The following is a 15,562-nucleotide window of genomic DNA, read 5'->3' on the forward strand; positions in this document are numbered from 1 at the left end:
ATGGATAGCAGATGTTGATAGCTATCACACTTCTGTGGAGAAAAAATGGAAACCGGTTTCCATATGATATCCAATCATCCCCGCAATAACTTTTTACACTTCGAGGATGGTTAACGATGTTCAGGATTATGTTGTGCTGCTCTGCCGGGATGTCCACCAGCTTGTTGGTGAGAAAAATGCTTGAGGCGGCGAAGGAACGGGAGCTGCCAGTGGAGATCGACGCGTACGGCGTCGCGGAATTCGACACACAATTTCCGCGTTATCAGCTCGTGCTTCTCGGACCGCAGGTTAAGTACATGTTAAATACACTGTCAGAAAAGGCCGCCGCACACGGCATTCCGGTTCAACCCATCAATCCGATGGATTACGGCATGCAACGCGGTAATGAGGTACTGGACTACGCTTTGTCGCTGATTGAAGCGGCGCATTAAAAAGGTGTTCTTATGAGTTCCTTATATCAATCAATGATTACGATTATTGAGCAATCCATTACGCCGCTGGCCGGTCGTCTTGGACAGCAGAAGTACGTTATCGCCATCCGCGACGGTTTTACCGCTGCGCTGCCGTTTATGATCATCGGCTCCTTTATGCTGGTGTTTATCTTCCCACCATTTTCCGCCGACACCACCGTCGGTTTTGCCCGCGCCTGGCTCGATTTCTCTACCGAATACCGCGCGCAACTGATGCTGCCGTTTAACCTCAGCATGGGAGTGATGACGTTTTTTATCTCCGTTGGGGTTGGCGCCAGCCTCGGTCGCCAGTTTAACCTCGACCCGGTGATGACCGGCCTGCTGGCGTTTATGGCGTTTCTGCTGGTTGCCGCGCCGTATGCGGACGGCAAAATCTCCACCCAGTATCTCTCCGGCCAGGGCATTTTTACCGCCTTGCTGACCGCCATCTACTCGTCGCGCGTTTACGCCTGGCTCAAACAGCACAACATCACCATCCGCCTGCCGAAAGAGGTTCCAACCGGCGTGGCGCGTTCGTTTGAGATTTTGATTCCGGTGGTGGTGATCATTGGTACGCTGCACCCGCTGAACCTGTTTATCGAAGCGCAAACCGGGATGATCCTGCCGCAGGCGATTATGCACCTGCTGGAGCCGCTGGTTTCCGCCTCTGATTCCCTGCCCGCCATTCTGCTCTCCGTGCTGCTGTGCCAAATCTTCTGGTTCGCCGGTATTCACGGTTCGCTGATTGTCACCGGTATTATGAACCCGTTCTGGATGGCCAACCTCTCTGCCAACCAGGCCGCGCTGGCAGCGGGCGCTGCGCTGCCGCACGTCTATCTGCAAGGCTTCTGGGATCACTATCTGCTGATTGGCGGCGTGGGTTCGACCTTACCGTTGGCGTTCCTGCTGCTGCGCAGCCGCGTCGCACATCTGCGTACCATTGGCAAAATGGGCGTTGTGCCAAGCTTCTTCAACATCAACGAACCGATTCTTTTCGGTGCGCCCATCATCATGAACCCGATGCTGTTTGTGCCGTTTGTCTGTGTGCCGTTGGTTAACGCCGTGCTGGCTTACACCGCGACCAAAATGGGCCTGCTGGCACAGGTGGTTTCGCTGACGCCGTGGACAACACCCGCGCCAATCGGTGCCTCATGGGCGGCGAACTGGGCCTTTAGCCCGGTGGTGATGTGCCTGATTTGTATGGTGATGTCTGCCCTGATGTATCTGCCATTCCTGCGGGCGTATGAACACTCGCTGATGAAAGCAGAAGAACAAAAAGCGCAGACCAGCGCACCGATGACGGAAACCGTCCGCAGTAACTAAAAGGAGTCGGTAATGAAATACGTTTTTCCCGCAAACTTCTGGTGGGGCAGCGCCTGCTCGGCATTGCAAACCGAAGGGGAAAGCCAGCAAGGCGGTAAAAGCGCCACTACCTGGGATACGTGGTTTGCTCGCGAACCGTGGCGTTTTCACCAGCAGGTTGGGCCGCAGGAAACCTCGACGTTTTACCGCCACTGGCGGCAAGATATCGCGCTGTTGAAGCAGCTTAATCACAACAGTTTTCGTACTTCGCTGAGCTGGTCGCGCCTGATCCCGGATGGAACCGGTGAAGTGAATCCGCAGGCTGTCGCCTGGTACAACGACGTCATCGACGAACTACTGGCGCAGGGAATTACGCCGTTTATCACGCTGTTTCACTTCGACATGCCGATGGTGATGCAGGAGAAAGGCGGCTGGGAAAGCCGTGAAGTGGTTGAGGCTTTTAGTCGCTACGCGCAAATCTGCTTTGAGCTATTCGGCGATCGGGTGCAGCACTGGTTTACCTTTAACGAGCCGATCGTTCCGGTCGAAGGCGGCTATCTGTACGATTTCCATTACCCGAACGTGGTGGATTTCAAACGCGCGGCGACGGTGGCGTACCACACGGTACTGGCTCATGCCAGCGCTGTCAGAGCGTTTCGCGCCGGGCACCACTCCGGCGACATCGGCATTGTGCTGAACCTGACGCCGTCTTATCCGCGCTCGCAACATCCTGCGGATGTGAAAGCGGCACACCACGCGGATTTGCTGTTTAACCGCAGTTTTCTCGACCCGGTACTGCGCGGCGAGTATCCCGCTGACCTGGTGGCGCTGCTCAAAGAGTACGATCAGCTCCCCGCCTGCCAGCCGGAAGATATCTCGCTGATTGCAGAAGGGAAAATCGACCTGCTCGGCATCAACTATTACCAGCCGCGGCGGGTAAAGTGCCGGGACAGTGCGGTCAATCCCGATGCGCCATTTATGCCTGAGTGGTTGTTTGATTATTACGAAATGCCAGGTCGTAAAATGAACCCGTATCGCGGGTGGGAAATTTACGAACCAGGTATTTACGATATTCTCACCAACCTGCGTCTGAATTATGGCAACCCACGCTGTTTTATTTCTGAAAACGGTATGGGCGTCGAGAATGAAGAACGCTTTATTGAAAACGGACAAATTAACGACAGTTATCGTATTACCTTTGTTCGCGATCACCTGAAATGGCTACATAAAGGAATCAGCGAAGGCTGTAATTGTCTTGGTTACCATATGTGGACATTTATTGATAACTGGTCATGGTGTAACGCATATAAAAACCGCTATGGTTTTGTGCAATTAGATCTGGCAACTCAGCAACGCACTATTAAGAAAAGTGGAGAGTGGTTTGCCGCCACCGCCGCGCTTAATGGTTTTACTCAGGAATAATGATTATGGTCGCACTTGAAGAAGCGGTAATGGAAATTATCGTCAACGCCGGACAGTCGCGTAGCTTGTGCTTTGAGGCACTGCGCTCGGCCAGGGAGGGCAATATTGAAGAAGCCCGCAGCCTGCTGCGTGAGGCCGATGGTTATTCGCGCCAGGCGCACAAAATGCAGACGCAATTGATTGAGCAGGATGCCGGTGAAGGCCGTCAGCCAATGACGTTAATTATGGTGCATGCCCAGGATCATTTAATGACGTCATTACTGGCCCGCGAATTATCTGAAGAAATTATTCAACTGCATTCATTATATCGACAGTAATAAATGGAGAATTGATTACGGTAAATCTTAATTAATCTGTACCCGACTCTACAAAATAAATATTAGTTTTTGGTGATGGCAATATTTTTACCCTGCCAGCGCAGGGTAACTATTGTCTGCGAATAACTTACTAAATTGAGATAACCATGAGAATAAATAAAATACTTCCAGTGGCGCTGGCGGTTACGGCCACCCTTTGCTCTGGCTCCGCCTTCGCACAAGAATTTACGCAAGAGCAAATCGATGCCATTGTCGCCAAAGCGGTCGATAAAGCGCTGGCGGAACGGCAGGCCAAAATGGATGCCGCCATCAATAAAAAAGCAGATGTCATTGTTGAACCACAAACCACCGCCCAGGAGCCGGATAAAGCCATTCCTTACGGCGTGAAATTCAGCGGCTATGCCCGCTACGGCGCGCACTTCCAGTCTGGCGATCAGAAATATGTCGGCGTCGATGGTTCCTATAATGGCGCCTCCGCCATTGGTCGTCTGGGTAACGAAGGCAACGGCGGCGAGTTCCAGCTTTCGAAAGCGTTTAAAGGCGACAACGGCGCAATCTGGGACGTTAACGTGATGTTCGATCACTGGGGCGACGAAGTTAACCTGAAAAAAGCCTATGCCGGGGTAACCAACCTGCTGGCCTCGAACCCGAATGCTTACTTCTGGGCGGGGCGCGACTTCCACCAGCGTCCGCAACAGGGCATCAACGACTACTTCTGGATGAACCATGATGGTCAGGGCGCCGGGGTGAAAAACTTTGATATTGGCGGCGTACAGTTTGACGTAGCTGCCGTGGCGGCCGTGGAATCCTGTAGCCCGGAAGTGCTGGAGGATGAAGCCAACCCGTCACGTATTACCTGTACGGGCAGTTCGAACGTCGGGGACAAGGGTAACTATGCGGTCACCTCGAAAATTCACGGCATGAAGGTCGGCCCGCTCGATCTGGAGATCTATGCCAACTACGGCTTTGACTCCAAAGCGATCGAAAGTGAAGACCGCCAGCGCGCCTGGCAGGGCGGCGTGGTGCTGAGCCACACCTATGACCACGGCGTGAACAAAGTGATTGCCCGTTATTCCGATAACGCGGACAACAGCGTATTCAACAAAACCGACGATCTGACAGCGATTTACGCCAGCTTCGAAGGCAACTACAAGTTCAGCCAGCAAACCCAGGTGGAATACCTGCTGGCCTTCCATGATTACGATAACAGCGCCAACAAAGCCGATAACCGCCGCAACTACGGCGCGATTATTCGCCCGATGCACTGGTGGAACGATGTCCATTCAACCTGGCTGGAAGCCGGTTATCAGCGCGTCGACTATGACAATGGCGGCGATAACCACGGCTGGAAACTGACGCTGTCGCAGAACATCTCAATTGCGATGGGGCCGGAATTCCGTCCGATGCTGCGCTTCTACGTGACCGGCGGTGAAGTGGATAACAAACGTACCGCGCGGGTCAATGGCACCGACGACAGTACGCTCGATTCGTTTAACGTCGGCGCAATGTGGGAGGCCTGGTTCTAATGTAAAACCGGAGGCGGTCACCCTCAGCCGCCTCCGGTTAATCTCTGTACATGTGTTATGATGCGCGCCTTATCAATAAGCAATCAGCATGACAGAGTTGGGTTAAAAGATGGGTTCCACAAAAAAAGGGATGCTTTATGTACTGGCAGCCGCGGTGTTATGGGGCAGTTCCGGGGTTTGCGCGCAGTACATCATGGAGAAAAGTCATATCCCGTCACCGTGGTTAACCATGACGCGGCTGCTGTTTACCGGCATCATTTTGCTTACGCTCTCTTTTGTGCACGGCGATAAAATTTTCGCCATCCTGAAAAACCGCAAAGATGCCATCAGCCTGCTGATCTTCTCACTGTTTGGCGCGCTGACCGTACAACTGACCTTTTTGCTGACCATCGAAAAATCCAACGCCGCTACCGCCACGGTACTGCAATTTTTATCGCCCACGATCATCGTGACCTGGCTTGCGCTGGTGCGGAAAGCACGCCCCACCATGCCGGTTGTTACGGCGATTTTCACCTCACTGATGGGGACTTTCCTGCTGGTGACGCACGGCAATCTGACGTCGCTGTCTATCTCGCCGCAAGCGCTGCTGTGGGGGATCGTTTCGGCGTTTTCCGCCGCGTTCTATACCACTTATCCCTCGGCGCTGATCGCCCGGTACGGCACACTGCCGATTGTCGGCTGGAGTATGTTGCTGGCAGGGCTGATGCTGGCGCCGTTTTTTGGCGGGCAAGCGGAAAGTGTGGCGGTAGATGGGCACCTGCTGATGGCGTTCTTCTATCTGGTGGTGATCGGCACGGCGCTCACCTTTAGCCTCTATCTGAAAGGCGCGCAGATGATTGGCGGCTCGAAGGCCAGCATTCTGAGCTGCGCGGAACCGCTGAGCAGCGCACTGCTCTCGGTGGTACTGCTTGGCGTTGCTTACTCTTTACCGGACTGGCTTGGCACGCTGTTGATTGTCTCGTCGGTACTGCTGATCTCCTGGGATTCGCGCCGCAAAATGCGGCTCGCCAGCGCCTCGGCGTGACATTCTCCGATGGCGGCAACGCCTTATCAGGCCTACGCGCTGTGCAATACGCGAACACTCTGACCGGGTAAGCGCAGCGCCACCTGGCGAATTGTGGCGTTTACGCTTTTACCCGCACCTTCGCCGCCACCAGCAGCGCGGTCAGCAGCATCAGGCTGCCAGAGAGCACCAGCGGCGACAGCAAACCATAATGGTCCAGCGCGAAACCACCAATCGCCGCACCGCAGGTATTGGCAAGCTGAATCACCGCCACCTGAATGGAACCGGCTTTTTCCGCCTGATCGGCAAGCGTGCGGGTGATCCAGGTTGACCAACCCACCGGCACCAGCGCAAAACCCAGCCCCCAGACGATGGCGATCCCCGCAGCAACGACTTTATCGCTGCCCCACAAAATCAGTACCAGCGCACTGACAGCCAGCGTCAGCGGTGCAAGGGCGAGCGCCATTTTGACCGAACGCTTCATCACCACCGAAGAGAAGGACGTCCCGACAAAGCTGGCGATACCAAAGCTCAGCAGCACCAGCGTTAAGCCATCGACGCTAAACCCGGCCAGGTTCATATATACCGGACGAATATAGGTAAAGAACGAGAACTGCCCGGCGAAGACCATAAAGATGGCGATCATGCCCGCCAGTACACCAGGGCGTTTGAGCAGGCCAAACATATTCTCGTGATGTTCGGTTTTGCCCGGCAGCGACGGCAACGCCCGCCACACCCAGAGAATGCAGATCGCTCCCATCAACGCCGCACCGTTAAAGACATTGCGCCAGCCGATAATGCCGCCGAGGAAACTGCCCAGCGGCGCGGCGATCACCAACGCAATCGACACTGCGCCAAAAATCACCGACAACGCTTTCGGCACGGTACGCATCGGCACCAGACGTATGGTCAGCGAGGCCGACATCGCCCAGAAACCGCCGAGCGCCAGCCCCAGACAAGCGCGGCCTGCCAGCAGCAGCGTAAAGTTAGTAGCAAAAGAGACCAGCAGGCAGGAGAGGGTCAGCAGTACCGCAAAGGCGATCACCACATAACGCCTGTCGGCGGCGCGGATCACCGTCGTAATAAACAGGCTGGCGAACATAGCCACAAACGCGGTTACCGTGACCGTTTGCCCGGCAATGCCTTCGGAAACGCCCAAATCCAGCGCCATTGGCGTCAGCAGGCTCACCGGTAAAAACTCCACGGTGATCAGACAGGCAACGCAAAAAGCCACCGCGAAAACGGCTGACCAGTTAGGACGGGTTACCGCGTCCGGTTGCGCCACAGTTTGCTCACTCATTTGTCACCTGCTTAGTTATTCGTCGTGAAGGTCGCGCAGTGTAACATTCATCATCTGTGACGCAATTAACAATTCGGCAACTCATTTTATGATGGGGATCAGTGCAGCCAGTGGACGCCCTCTTGCGCGATAAACTGGGCGTTATAACGCAGCTGGAAGTTGTTCAGTTCGACGGTATCCGGCTCCAGCTCGCGTAAAAACCCGAGTGCCAGGCGCACCTGCGCATCGGTTATCGGCGCGGCAAGCCGCGCTTTTTGCATCAGCCGGTGCCAGTATTGCAGGTTCTGTTCGCTGCTATCGACAATGGAAACCTGCCAGATCAGCAGCACCTGCGCCGCATTTTGCAAATGTGCTTCATCCGGGCGCGCCAGGTAACTTAAGTACTCATTGCCCGCCGTTTTGCCCATCTGATCCATCATCGATTCCACCGGAACGGGTTGAATGTTAAGCCGGTCGGTGAGACGGCGGATCGCCCGCCGGGAATCAGAGGTTAACACTCTGAAGCCAATCACAAAAACAACCACCAGCGTTGCCAACATCAACCAAATCATACCTGCTCCCGGTGCGTAAAAGAGGCTCATCATACGGGGAAATCCCCTCTGACGCACAGCCGTAAAAACAGCCGTAAGCCGACAATTAATTATCGGCTTACCGGGCGCTTCGCATAAATAGCGCGATTACTCGAAGAACAGCCCCAGTTTGTTAAACACGCCCGGATCGCTCTGGTGACGGATGATTTGCACCACATCTTCCAGTTTGTCGATCTGGCTTATCATCTGCTCCAGCCGCTGGTCGTTGGCAACCTGTAGCCAGATGCGGCTCTGTTCGCCATTTTGTAGCGGTAAACAGAGAATACCTTCCACGTTGAATGCACGGCGCGCGAACAGCCCGCAAACATGCGTCATGACGCCCGGATGGTTACGCACGGTGAGTTCGAGAATGACGTTATCAGTTGTTTGCATGGCTTATTCTCCCACCATTTCTGTATTTGCCGCGCCCGGCGGTACCATCGGATAAACTTTTTCTTGCGGGTCGATACGGACATGGATCAACGCCGGGCCAGGACGAGCGATGATCTCCTGCAACGCGGCCTGCGGATCGGCGGCGGCGTTTAAATCACACGTTTGCAGGCCGAAACCTGCGGCGATCTGCATAAAATTAACCATCCCCGGATAGGTTGCCGCAAACACGCCAGATTTATAAAACAGGCTCTGCTGCTGGTGAACCAACCCCAGTGCTTCGTTGTTCATCAACACGATCTTCACATCGAGGTTATTCTCTGCGGCGGTGGCCATTTCCTGAATGTTCATCATCAGGCTGCCATCGCCGGAGAAGCTGATAACTTTGCGATCCGGGTTCGCCAGCGCGGCACCAATGGCGGCAGGGAGACCAAAACCCATGGTGCCCAGCCCGCCGGAAGTCAGCCACTGACGCGGACGGTTAAGCGGGTACGCCTGCGCCGTCCACATCTGGTGCTGGCCCACATCGGTCGTAATAATGGCGTTATCATCAACGCAAGCCGCAACGGCGTTGATCAGACCGTAGTGGCTCAGCGGATCGCCGCCCTGCGGAATGGCGCCCGGAAACTCGCGTTGCAGTTGCTCAACTGTGTTACGCCAGGCGTGGCGGGAGTGCGCCTCAACGTGCGGGATCAGCGCGTCAAGCACTTCGCCGACATCGCCCTGGATCGCTACATGCGCCTGCTTCACTTTGCCCAGCTCCGCGCGGTCGATATCGACATGGATAATTTTGGCATTCGGGCAGAACTGCTCTGTTTTACCAATTGCCCGGTCATCAAAACGCGCCCCAAGCACCACCAGTAAATCCGCCTCTTGCAGGATAAAGTTGGTGCTGCGTGCGCCATGCATCCCCAGCATGCCCAGCGACAGCGGGTGTTGCTTCGGCAGCATGCCGAGCGCCATCAGCGTCATGGTGGTCGGCAGGTTGGCTTTCTCCGCCAGATGACGAATCTGCTGCGGCGCATTGATTACCCCGCCACCGAGATAGAGCACCGGACGCTGCGCGGCATTGATCATCTCTGCGGCTTCGCGCACCGCCTGCGCATTCCAGGCCGGGGCCGGGGTTTTGTAGCCAGGTTCCGGCAGTTCGCTCAGGGTGATTTCCGCCGTCTGCACATCTTTAGGAATATCTATCCACACCGGGCCAGGGCGGCCGGACTGCGCAATGCGAAACGCATCGCAAATTACCTGCGGCAGTTCGGCGATGTCACGCACCAGGTAGTTGTGTTTGGTGATGGGGATAGAGATGCCGTAAGTGTCCACTTCCTGAAACGCATCGGTGCCGATCATCGAGGCGGGTACCTGGCCGGTAATGCAAACCAGCGGGATGGAGTCGAGGCGCGCATCGGCGATGGCGGTCACCAGGTTGGTCGCACCCGGCCCGCTACAGGCCAGACATACCGCCGGTTTACCCTGCGTACGCGCCATGCCCTGCGCAATAAAACCTGCGCCCTGCTCGTGGCGCGCCAGCACATGGCGAATCTGTTTGCTCTGGCTGAGCGCGTCGTACAGCGGCAGAACCGTACCGCCAGGAATGCCGGTTACCGTGGTGATGCCCTGTCGTTCCAGTAAATGAACAATCAGTTGCGCGCCAGTGTAGCGCGTGGGTTGTGATGTGCTGCCCGAACTTGCCATGCTCCAGTCCTTTTCTTCTGGGCCAGCTTTCCGGAGGGGGTTAAACGAAAAACCCCGCCGGTTTGCGCCGGCGGGGTTTTGGAATCGTGTGTTGTTCCGGACCCTACGGCGCATTGCCGACGACGACCACCACACGCACGACGACCACCGCGGCGTTATGCGCGGTTTTTAGTAGGTTCATCGACATTGTGGAAGCGTTCATTAGGGACCTGTCTGTCATGTAATTAACAGGATTTATACAAACACAGGATTTCGTCGCCGACAACTGCTTTTTACGCACCCGCAGAAAACTGCGCGGCGGATCACGTTTGGTTATGCAGCCGCTGAAAACAAAAAACCCCGCCGGAGCGAGGTTTTTATACAGTTTTTTGCGGTTGGTGGCCGCAAACACACTGCGTTACGTCAACAGTGGAACTATACGCGGAAACAGGCCGCCGCGCAATTTTCAGGCGTTTTTTCCCGCATTGAGTATGGATCAAGGTCAAAATTTCGTCCAATAAATACTGTATATATAAACAGTGTTAATATATACTGACCTTGCTAATCAGTGTGCAGGGGCCGCAATTCTACGGCGCAAACAAGTCCTGGCTGAAACGGGTGGTGCCGTCAGCGCCTTAACCCCTAAGCGAGCACACTGCGTTACGCCAACAACACGGCTGACAACAGGCAGCGGAAAGGTAAGCCAGCCGGTGCTCCTGAACCAGAGGAGACGCGTATGAGCGGAATGGAACTGTTTATTCTGATCCTGAAACTCATTGTTGCTTTGTTGCAACTGCTTGAAGCTGTCCTGAAATTCCTGCGTTAATTCAGGTTCAAGCCGCACCAAAGAGGGGCGGGCAACCGCCCCTCTTTAACACCGCTAATCTGGTATCCGCTGCGGGCGGCATGTTACATTTTGTTGACAACTCACTCGCCCGGGCCACCATGACACTCTCCGTTTTCTGCATTTTGCTATTTGCCGCTCTGCTTCATGCCAGCTGGAATGCCATTGTGAAATCCGGCAGCGACAAACTCTATTCGGCAATTGCCGTCAGCGGTTCCGCCGCGCTGATCGCGCTGATTTTGTTACCTTTCTCGCCACAGCCGACGCTCGCCAGCGTGCCTTATCTCGCCGTCTCGTGCGCGTTGCAGGTGGTTTACACCGTGCTGGTGGCAAAAACGTACCAGGTTTCGGATATGAGCCAGACCTATCCGCTGATGCGCGGCACCGCGCCCCTGCTGGTGGCGCTTATCAGCGTACTGATCCTCGGCGATTCGCTTTCTGGCGTGGCGTGGGGCGGTATTGCCGTGATCTGCCTGTCGATACTGGCGATGGCGTTTAACGGACGCACGCAGTCACGCAAAGGGATCTGGCTGGCGCTGATTAATTCGGGGTTCATCGCGGGTTACACGCTGGTCGATGGCACCGGCGTTCGTCTTGCCGGTTCTGCGCTGGGCTACACATTATGGACCTTCTTCCTTAACGGTTTTTGCCTGTTGTTGTGGGCGATGCTGGCGCGGCGGCAAGAGGTGACGCGTTATCTGGTCGCCAACTGGAAAAAGGGCATTCCCGGCGGCATCGGCACCATGGGCTCTTACGGCCTGGCGCTGTGGGCGATGACGCAAGCGCCGCTGGCGGTCGTCGCTGCGCTGCGCGAAACCTCAATTCTGTTCGGCGCTCTGATTGCGTTTGTTCTTCTCAAAGAGCAGGTTGCCGGGCTGCGGATTGTTGCCGCCTGTGGCATTGCCGCCGGTGCGATACTGCTGCGCCTTTCCTGAAACTTACTGGCAACAAAAGTTGCCGAATGTTGTCTATAAAACCTGCCTGTCTCCCTCCTGTCTTTGCACCGGATAATTGTGGTTCTGTCATCTGGCTGTGCTAGATTTCTCCGGTATTAAGGCTGTATTGCAGCCATATATTCTTTAATCCTCCATTTTTTAAAAGTAATCATCGACATGAAAAGGCAGAGAAACGTCAATTTGTTATTGATGCTGGTGCTTCTGGTGGCTGTCGGGCAGATGGCGCAAACCATCTATATCCCGGCGATAGCGGATATGGCGCTCACCCTGAATGTTCGCGAAGGCGCGGTACAAAGCGTCATGGCTGCATATCTGCTGACTTACGGTGTCTCTCAGCTCTTCTATGGCCCGCTGGCGGACAGAGTCGGTCGCCGCCCGGTGATCCTGGCCGGAATGAGCATCTTTTTGCTGGCGACGCTGATCGCCATTACCACGCACAGCCTGTCGATGTTAATTCTGGCCAGCGCCTTACAGGGCATTGGCACCGGCGTGGGCGGCGTGATGGCGCGAACGCTGCCGCGCGATCTGTATGCCGGTACGGAACTGCGTCACGCCAACAGTTTGTTGAATATGGGGATTTTGGTTAGTCCGCTGCTTGCGCCGCTGATCGGCGGTGTGCTGAATACGCTGTTTAACTGGCGCGCCTGTTTTATCTTTTTGCTGGTGCTGTGCCTGGTCGTCACCTGGAGTATGGCGCGCTGGATGCCGGAAACCCGGCCAAAAGACGCGCCGCGCATCCGCCTGCTGGCCAGCTACAAAACCCTGTTCGGCAACGGCGCATTTAACTGTTACCTGCTGATGTTGATTGGCGGTCTGGCCGGGATTGCGGTCTTTGAAGCCAGCTCGGGCGTATTGATGGGCGGCGTGCTGGGCCTGAACAGCATGACGGTCAGCGTCCTGTTTATTCTGCCAGTGCCAGCGGCCTTTTTCGGCGCGTGGTTTGCCGGGCGGCAGAACAAGCGCTTTACTTCGTTGATGTGGCAGTCGGTGATCTGCTGCCTTGCGGCCGGTCTGATGATGTGGCTCCCGGGCATTGTCGGGGTGATGAATATCTGGACGCTGATCGTGCCCGCCGCGCTGTTTTTCTTCGGCGCCGGAATGCTGTTCCCGCTGGCGACCAGCGGCGCGATGGAGCCATTCCCGTTTCTGGCGGGCACCGCGGGCGCGCTGGTTGGCGGGTTGCAGAACATCGGCTCTGGCGGCCTGGCGTGGCTCTCTTCACAACTGCCGCAGAACGGCCAGTTTAGCCTTGGGATGCTGATGACGCTGGCGGGGCTTTTAATTCTGTTGTGCTGGCTGCCGCTGGCGACGCGTTTTTCTCGCCATGAACCGGTGATTTAACCTCATGATGGCCCGGCCTCGCGTCGGGCTTGTCGCACTCCGGCGCAATCATCATTTTCAGTAACGGCTCCGGCCCTGGCCGCCATGCGCCCTCTTCCCCGTCATAAAATTGCGTATCGGTATTGATCGCATAGGGAATTTTCACCTTATTCAGTTCGCAGGCCATAAAACGGGCGAAAGCCATTTGTGATTCGGTGGGCGCATTTTTAATGGATTCGCCTACCGCCCAGCCGCCAACCCAGCTGGCATGCCCGGATTTCTGCTGCCAGCGCACCGCTGTATTAATCCGCGCGCGAATGGCGGCTTTTTCCGCCGCCGTGCCCGATGTCCACGGATATTTACCGTTATTTTTCAGTGGCCCCCACGGGAAAATGTGCCACTCGGCCAACAGATAGTTCTGGCTGTGTGGCGGCAGTTTCAACGAGGAGAGATCTTCCGGCGCGGCGCGCATACGCGGGGCAATAAAAATCATGCGTTGAGCGTCGATATCATGCAGGGTGCGCACGACATTTTCATAAGCGCGATTCAGGGCGGGCAAATCGCGGTTAAGTTTGTCAGCCGGTTCATAAATCACATCAAAACCGAGCATCGGGTGCCCGGTACCGAAAAAATTCGCTACCGTTGACCACCACGCCACCAGTTGCGCTTCGTTTTTGGCGTCCGGATCGGCTTTGAAGCTGTCTGCCTGATAGGCAATTACCGGAATCACCCCATACTGTTCGCAGGCCTCCACCAGTTTACGCAGGTGGATCAGCCGCGCTTCCGTCATATTATCGGCAACGCGAATGCGTACATGGCGGATACCAGCGTCGTAGAAATCACGCACAATCAGCGGGTCGAACTCGCGGATACCCCGATCGGTACGCGCCCAGTCGACATCCATCCCCACCCCCAGCTTTTGCGCATATTGCGCCGCCGTCAGCGGAGTATCAGCGGCAAACACAGAGGTTCCCGCCAACAGCATAACAACTGCAATCAGTGGTTTTAACACAGTTGACCTTGTGAAAATCAGGGATGAATACATGTATTTAGCATGCTTGCGTTTACACGTGTAGCAGCAAAACGTAATAAATTCTCAAAACCGCGACCCACTTGCACCGCTGGCTGATTCCTGTTTTCTTTAACGCTCCGATTCTTACGAAAACGAACCGATGAAAAACGCCGACATTCAGAAACTCATCCAGCAGTTTCCGCTTATAGAGCAGTTGATCGCGCTGAAAGAAACGCAGTGGTTTAACCCTAATAGTACCTCCGTTGCACGCGCTTTGCCGCATGTTGGCCTGACACAACAGGATGTTAGCGAGGCCCACGCGCGGCTTGCCCGCTTCGCACCGTTCATTGCGCAGGCTTTCCCGGAAACGGCGGCAAGCCGCGGCATGATTGAATCTGACGTGGTTCCGATTCCGGCAATGCAGCGCCGCTTCAGTCCGGATATCACCGGCGAGCTGTGGCTGAAAAAAGACAGCCATTTGCCGATTTCCGGTTCTATTAAAGCGCGCGGCGGCATTTATGAAGTACTGACCCACGCGGAAAAACTGGCTTTCGCCGCCGGATTACTGACGCCGGATGACGATTACAGCAAACTGTTGTCGCCTGAATTTGCCCGTTTCTTCAGCCAGTACAGCATCGCCGTTGGCTCCACGGGAAATCTGGGGTTATCGATCGGGATTATCAGCGCGCGGCTTGGTTTTCACGTCACGGTACATATGTCAGCCGATGCCCGGGCATGGAAAAAAGCGCTACTGCGCAGCCACGGCGTAAACGTGGTGGAGTATGCCGAAGATTACGGCGTGGCCGTTGAACAAGGGCGCAAAGCGGCGGCAGCGGATGCGAACTGCTTTTTCATTGATGATGAGAACTCCCGCACCCTCTTTCTGGGCTATGCCGTCGCCGGACAGCGCCTGAAAGATCAGTTCACACGGCTTGGCAAAGTGGTGGATAACGCGCATCCGCTGTTTGTCTATCTGCCGTGCGGCGTGGGCGGCGGGCCTGGCGGTGTCGCCTTTGGTCTGAAGCTGGCGTTTGGCGACGCGGTACACTGTATTTTTGCCGAACCAACGCATTCTCCCTGTATGTTGCTGGGCGTGTATACCGGGCTGCATGACGGCATTGCGGTGCAGGATCTGGGGATTGATAACCAGACGGCGGCCGATGGTCTGGCGGTCGGGCGCGCTTCCGGCTTTGTCGGACGGGCAATGGAGCGCCTGCTGGACGGCTTCTACACCGTTGATGACAACACACTTTACCAGCAACTCGGCTGGCTGGCGCAGGAAGAGGGCATTCAACTGGAGCCGTCAGCGCTGGCGGGAATGTCCGGGCCGCAACGGATTTGCAGCAACAGCGGCTATCATCAACTGCACGGCTTTAGCCCTGAACAACTGGCGCAGGCCACCCACCTGGTATGGGCCACCGGCGGCGGAATGGTGCCCGCCGATGAGATGGCGCACTATCTGGCGAAAGCCCGCTAAA

At 55.8% G+C, this 15,562-nt stretch carries 16 protein-coding genes; 10 read left to right on the forward strand and 6 right to left on the reverse strand.

The window, feature by feature from the left end:
- The first annotated feature begins 116 nt into the window (after nucleotides 1-116).
- The 6 genes from DK872_RS23425 to DK872_RS23450 all read left to right on the forward strand — a co-directional run bounded on the left by DK872_RS23425 (nucleotide 117) and on the right by DK872_RS23450 (nucleotide 6,040).
- The gene (locus tag DK872_RS23425; RefSeq protein WP_161518467.1) at nucleotides 117-431 is read left to right on the forward strand and encodes a PTS sugar transporter subunit IIB; all 315 of its coding nucleotides are present in this window, start codon (nucleotides 117-119) and stop codon (nucleotides 429-431) included.
- 12 nt (nucleotides 432-443) lie between these two features.
- Nucleotides 444-1,772: a PTS cellobiose transporter subunit IIC gene (locus DK872_RS23430; protein WP_007369428.1), complete on the forward strand. Its 1,329-nt coding sequence runs from the start codon at nucleotides 444-446 to the stop codon at nucleotides 1,770-1,772.
- A 12-nt stretch (nucleotides 1,773-1,784) separates the two neighbouring features.
- The gene (locus DK872_RS23435; RefSeq protein ID WP_007369427.1) at nucleotides 1,785-3,173 is read left to right on the forward strand and encodes a glycoside hydrolase family 1 protein; all 1,389 of its coding nucleotides are present in this window, start codon (nucleotides 1,785-1,787) and stop codon (nucleotides 3,171-3,173) included.
- Nucleotides 3,174-3,178: 5 nt separating this feature from the next.
- The gene (locus DK872_RS23440) at nucleotides 3,179-3,490 is read left to right on the forward strand and encodes a PTS lactose/cellobiose transporter subunit IIA (protein ID WP_007369426.1); all 312 of its coding nucleotides are present in this window, start codon (nucleotides 3,179-3,181) and stop codon (nucleotides 3,488-3,490) included.
- 146 nt (nucleotides 3,491-3,636) lie between these two features.
- Complete coding sequence (locus DK872_RS23445) at nucleotides 3,637-5,016, forward strand: carbohydrate porin (protein WP_072440482.1); 1,380 nt, start codon at nucleotides 3,637-3,639, stop codon at nucleotides 5,014-5,016.
- Nucleotides 5,017-5,125: 109 nt separating this feature from the next.
- On the forward strand, nucleotides 5,126-6,040 hold the full coding sequence (locus tag DK872_RS23450) for an EamA family transporter (RefSeq protein ID WP_072440484.1): 915 nt from the start codon (nucleotides 5,126-5,128) through the stop codon (nucleotides 6,038-6,040).
- A 100-nt stretch (nucleotides 6,041-6,140) separates the two neighbouring features.
- Here the strand turns inward: DK872_RS23450 and nepI are convergent, their stop codons facing one another.
- From nepI to ivbL, 5 genes are all read right to left on the reverse strand, one after another.
- Nucleotides 6,141-7,319 carry a purine ribonucleoside efflux pump NepI gene (gene nepI / locus DK872_RS23455; RefSeq protein WP_072440486.1) on the reverse strand — a complete coding sequence of 393 codons (1,179 nt, stop codon included), beginning with the start codon at nucleotides 7,317-7,319 and terminating at the stop codon, nucleotides 6,141-6,143.
- 98 nt (nucleotides 7,320-7,417) lie between these two features.
- A complete protein-coding gene (locus DK872_RS23460) occupies nucleotides 7,418-7,870 on the reverse strand; it encodes a DUF1198 domain-containing protein (protein WP_090397932.1) in 453 nt (150 codons plus the stop codon).
- 126 nt (nucleotides 7,871-7,996) lie between these two features.
- Nucleotides 7,997-8,281: an acetolactate synthase small subunit gene (ilvN, locus tag DK872_RS23465; RefSeq protein WP_007369420.1), complete on the reverse strand. Its 285-nt coding sequence runs from the start codon at nucleotides 8,279-8,281 to the stop codon at nucleotides 7,997-7,999.
- Nucleotides 8,282-8,284: 3 nt separating this feature from the next.
- Nucleotides 8,285-9,973, reverse strand: coding sequence for an acetolactate synthase large subunit (gene ilvB / locus DK872_RS23470; protein WP_071921725.1), 1,689 nt, complete (start codon nucleotides 9,971-9,973; stop codon nucleotides 8,285-8,287).
- Between the two features lie 103 nt (nucleotides 9,974-10,076).
- Entirely contained in the window at nucleotides 10,077-10,175 is a 99-nt protein-coding gene (ivbL, locus tag DK872_RS27385; RefSeq protein WP_139227959.1) for an ilvB operon leader peptide IvbL, read from the reverse strand.
- A gap of 513 nt (nucleotides 10,176-10,688) precedes the next feature.
- On the opposite strand from ivbL, the gene tisB reads away from it, so the two are divergent.
- The 3 genes from tisB to emrD all read left to right on the forward strand — a co-directional run bounded on the left by tisB (nucleotide 10,689) and on the right by emrD (nucleotide 13,093).
- A complete protein-coding gene (tisB, locus tag DK872_RS23480; protein ID WP_064562565.1) occupies nucleotides 10,689-10,778 on the forward strand; it encodes a type I toxin-antitoxin system toxin TisB in 90 nt (29 codons plus the stop codon).
- A 119-nt stretch (nucleotides 10,779-10,897) separates the two neighbouring features.
- Nucleotides 10,898-11,731: a DMT family transporter gene (locus DK872_RS23485; RefSeq protein WP_007369417.1), complete on the forward strand. Its 834-nt coding sequence runs from the start codon at nucleotides 10,898-10,900 to the stop codon at nucleotides 11,729-11,731.
- A 177-nt stretch (nucleotides 11,732-11,908) separates the two neighbouring features.
- On the forward strand, nucleotides 11,909-13,093 hold the full coding sequence (emrD, locus tag DK872_RS23490; protein ID WP_079517163.1) for a multidrug efflux MFS transporter EmrD: 1,185 nt from the start codon (nucleotides 11,909-11,911) through the stop codon (nucleotides 13,091-13,093).
- Here the strand turns inward: emrD and DK872_RS23495 are convergent.
- Nucleotides 12,996-14,084 carry a cellulase family glycosylhydrolase gene (locus tag DK872_RS23495; protein WP_050998872.1) on the reverse strand — a complete coding sequence of 363 codons (1,089 nt, stop codon included), beginning with the start codon at nucleotides 14,082-14,084 and terminating at the stop codon, nucleotides 12,996-12,998. The genes emrD and DK872_RS23495 overlap by 98 nt on opposite strands.
- 160 nt (nucleotides 14,085-14,244) lie before the next feature.
- On the opposite strand from DK872_RS23495, the gene DK872_RS23500 reads away from it, so the two are divergent.
- Entirely contained in the window at nucleotides 14,245-15,561 is a 1,317-nt protein-coding gene (locus DK872_RS23500; protein ID WP_071921727.1) for a D-serine ammonia-lyase, read from the forward strand.
- Nucleotide 15,562 lies beyond the last annotated feature (1 nt).

This window comes from Kosakonia sp. MH5 (genome assembly GCF_009935945.1).
GTDB lineage: Bacteria > Pseudomonadota > Gammaproteobacteria > Enterobacterales > Enterobacteriaceae > Kosakonia > Kosakonia radicincitans.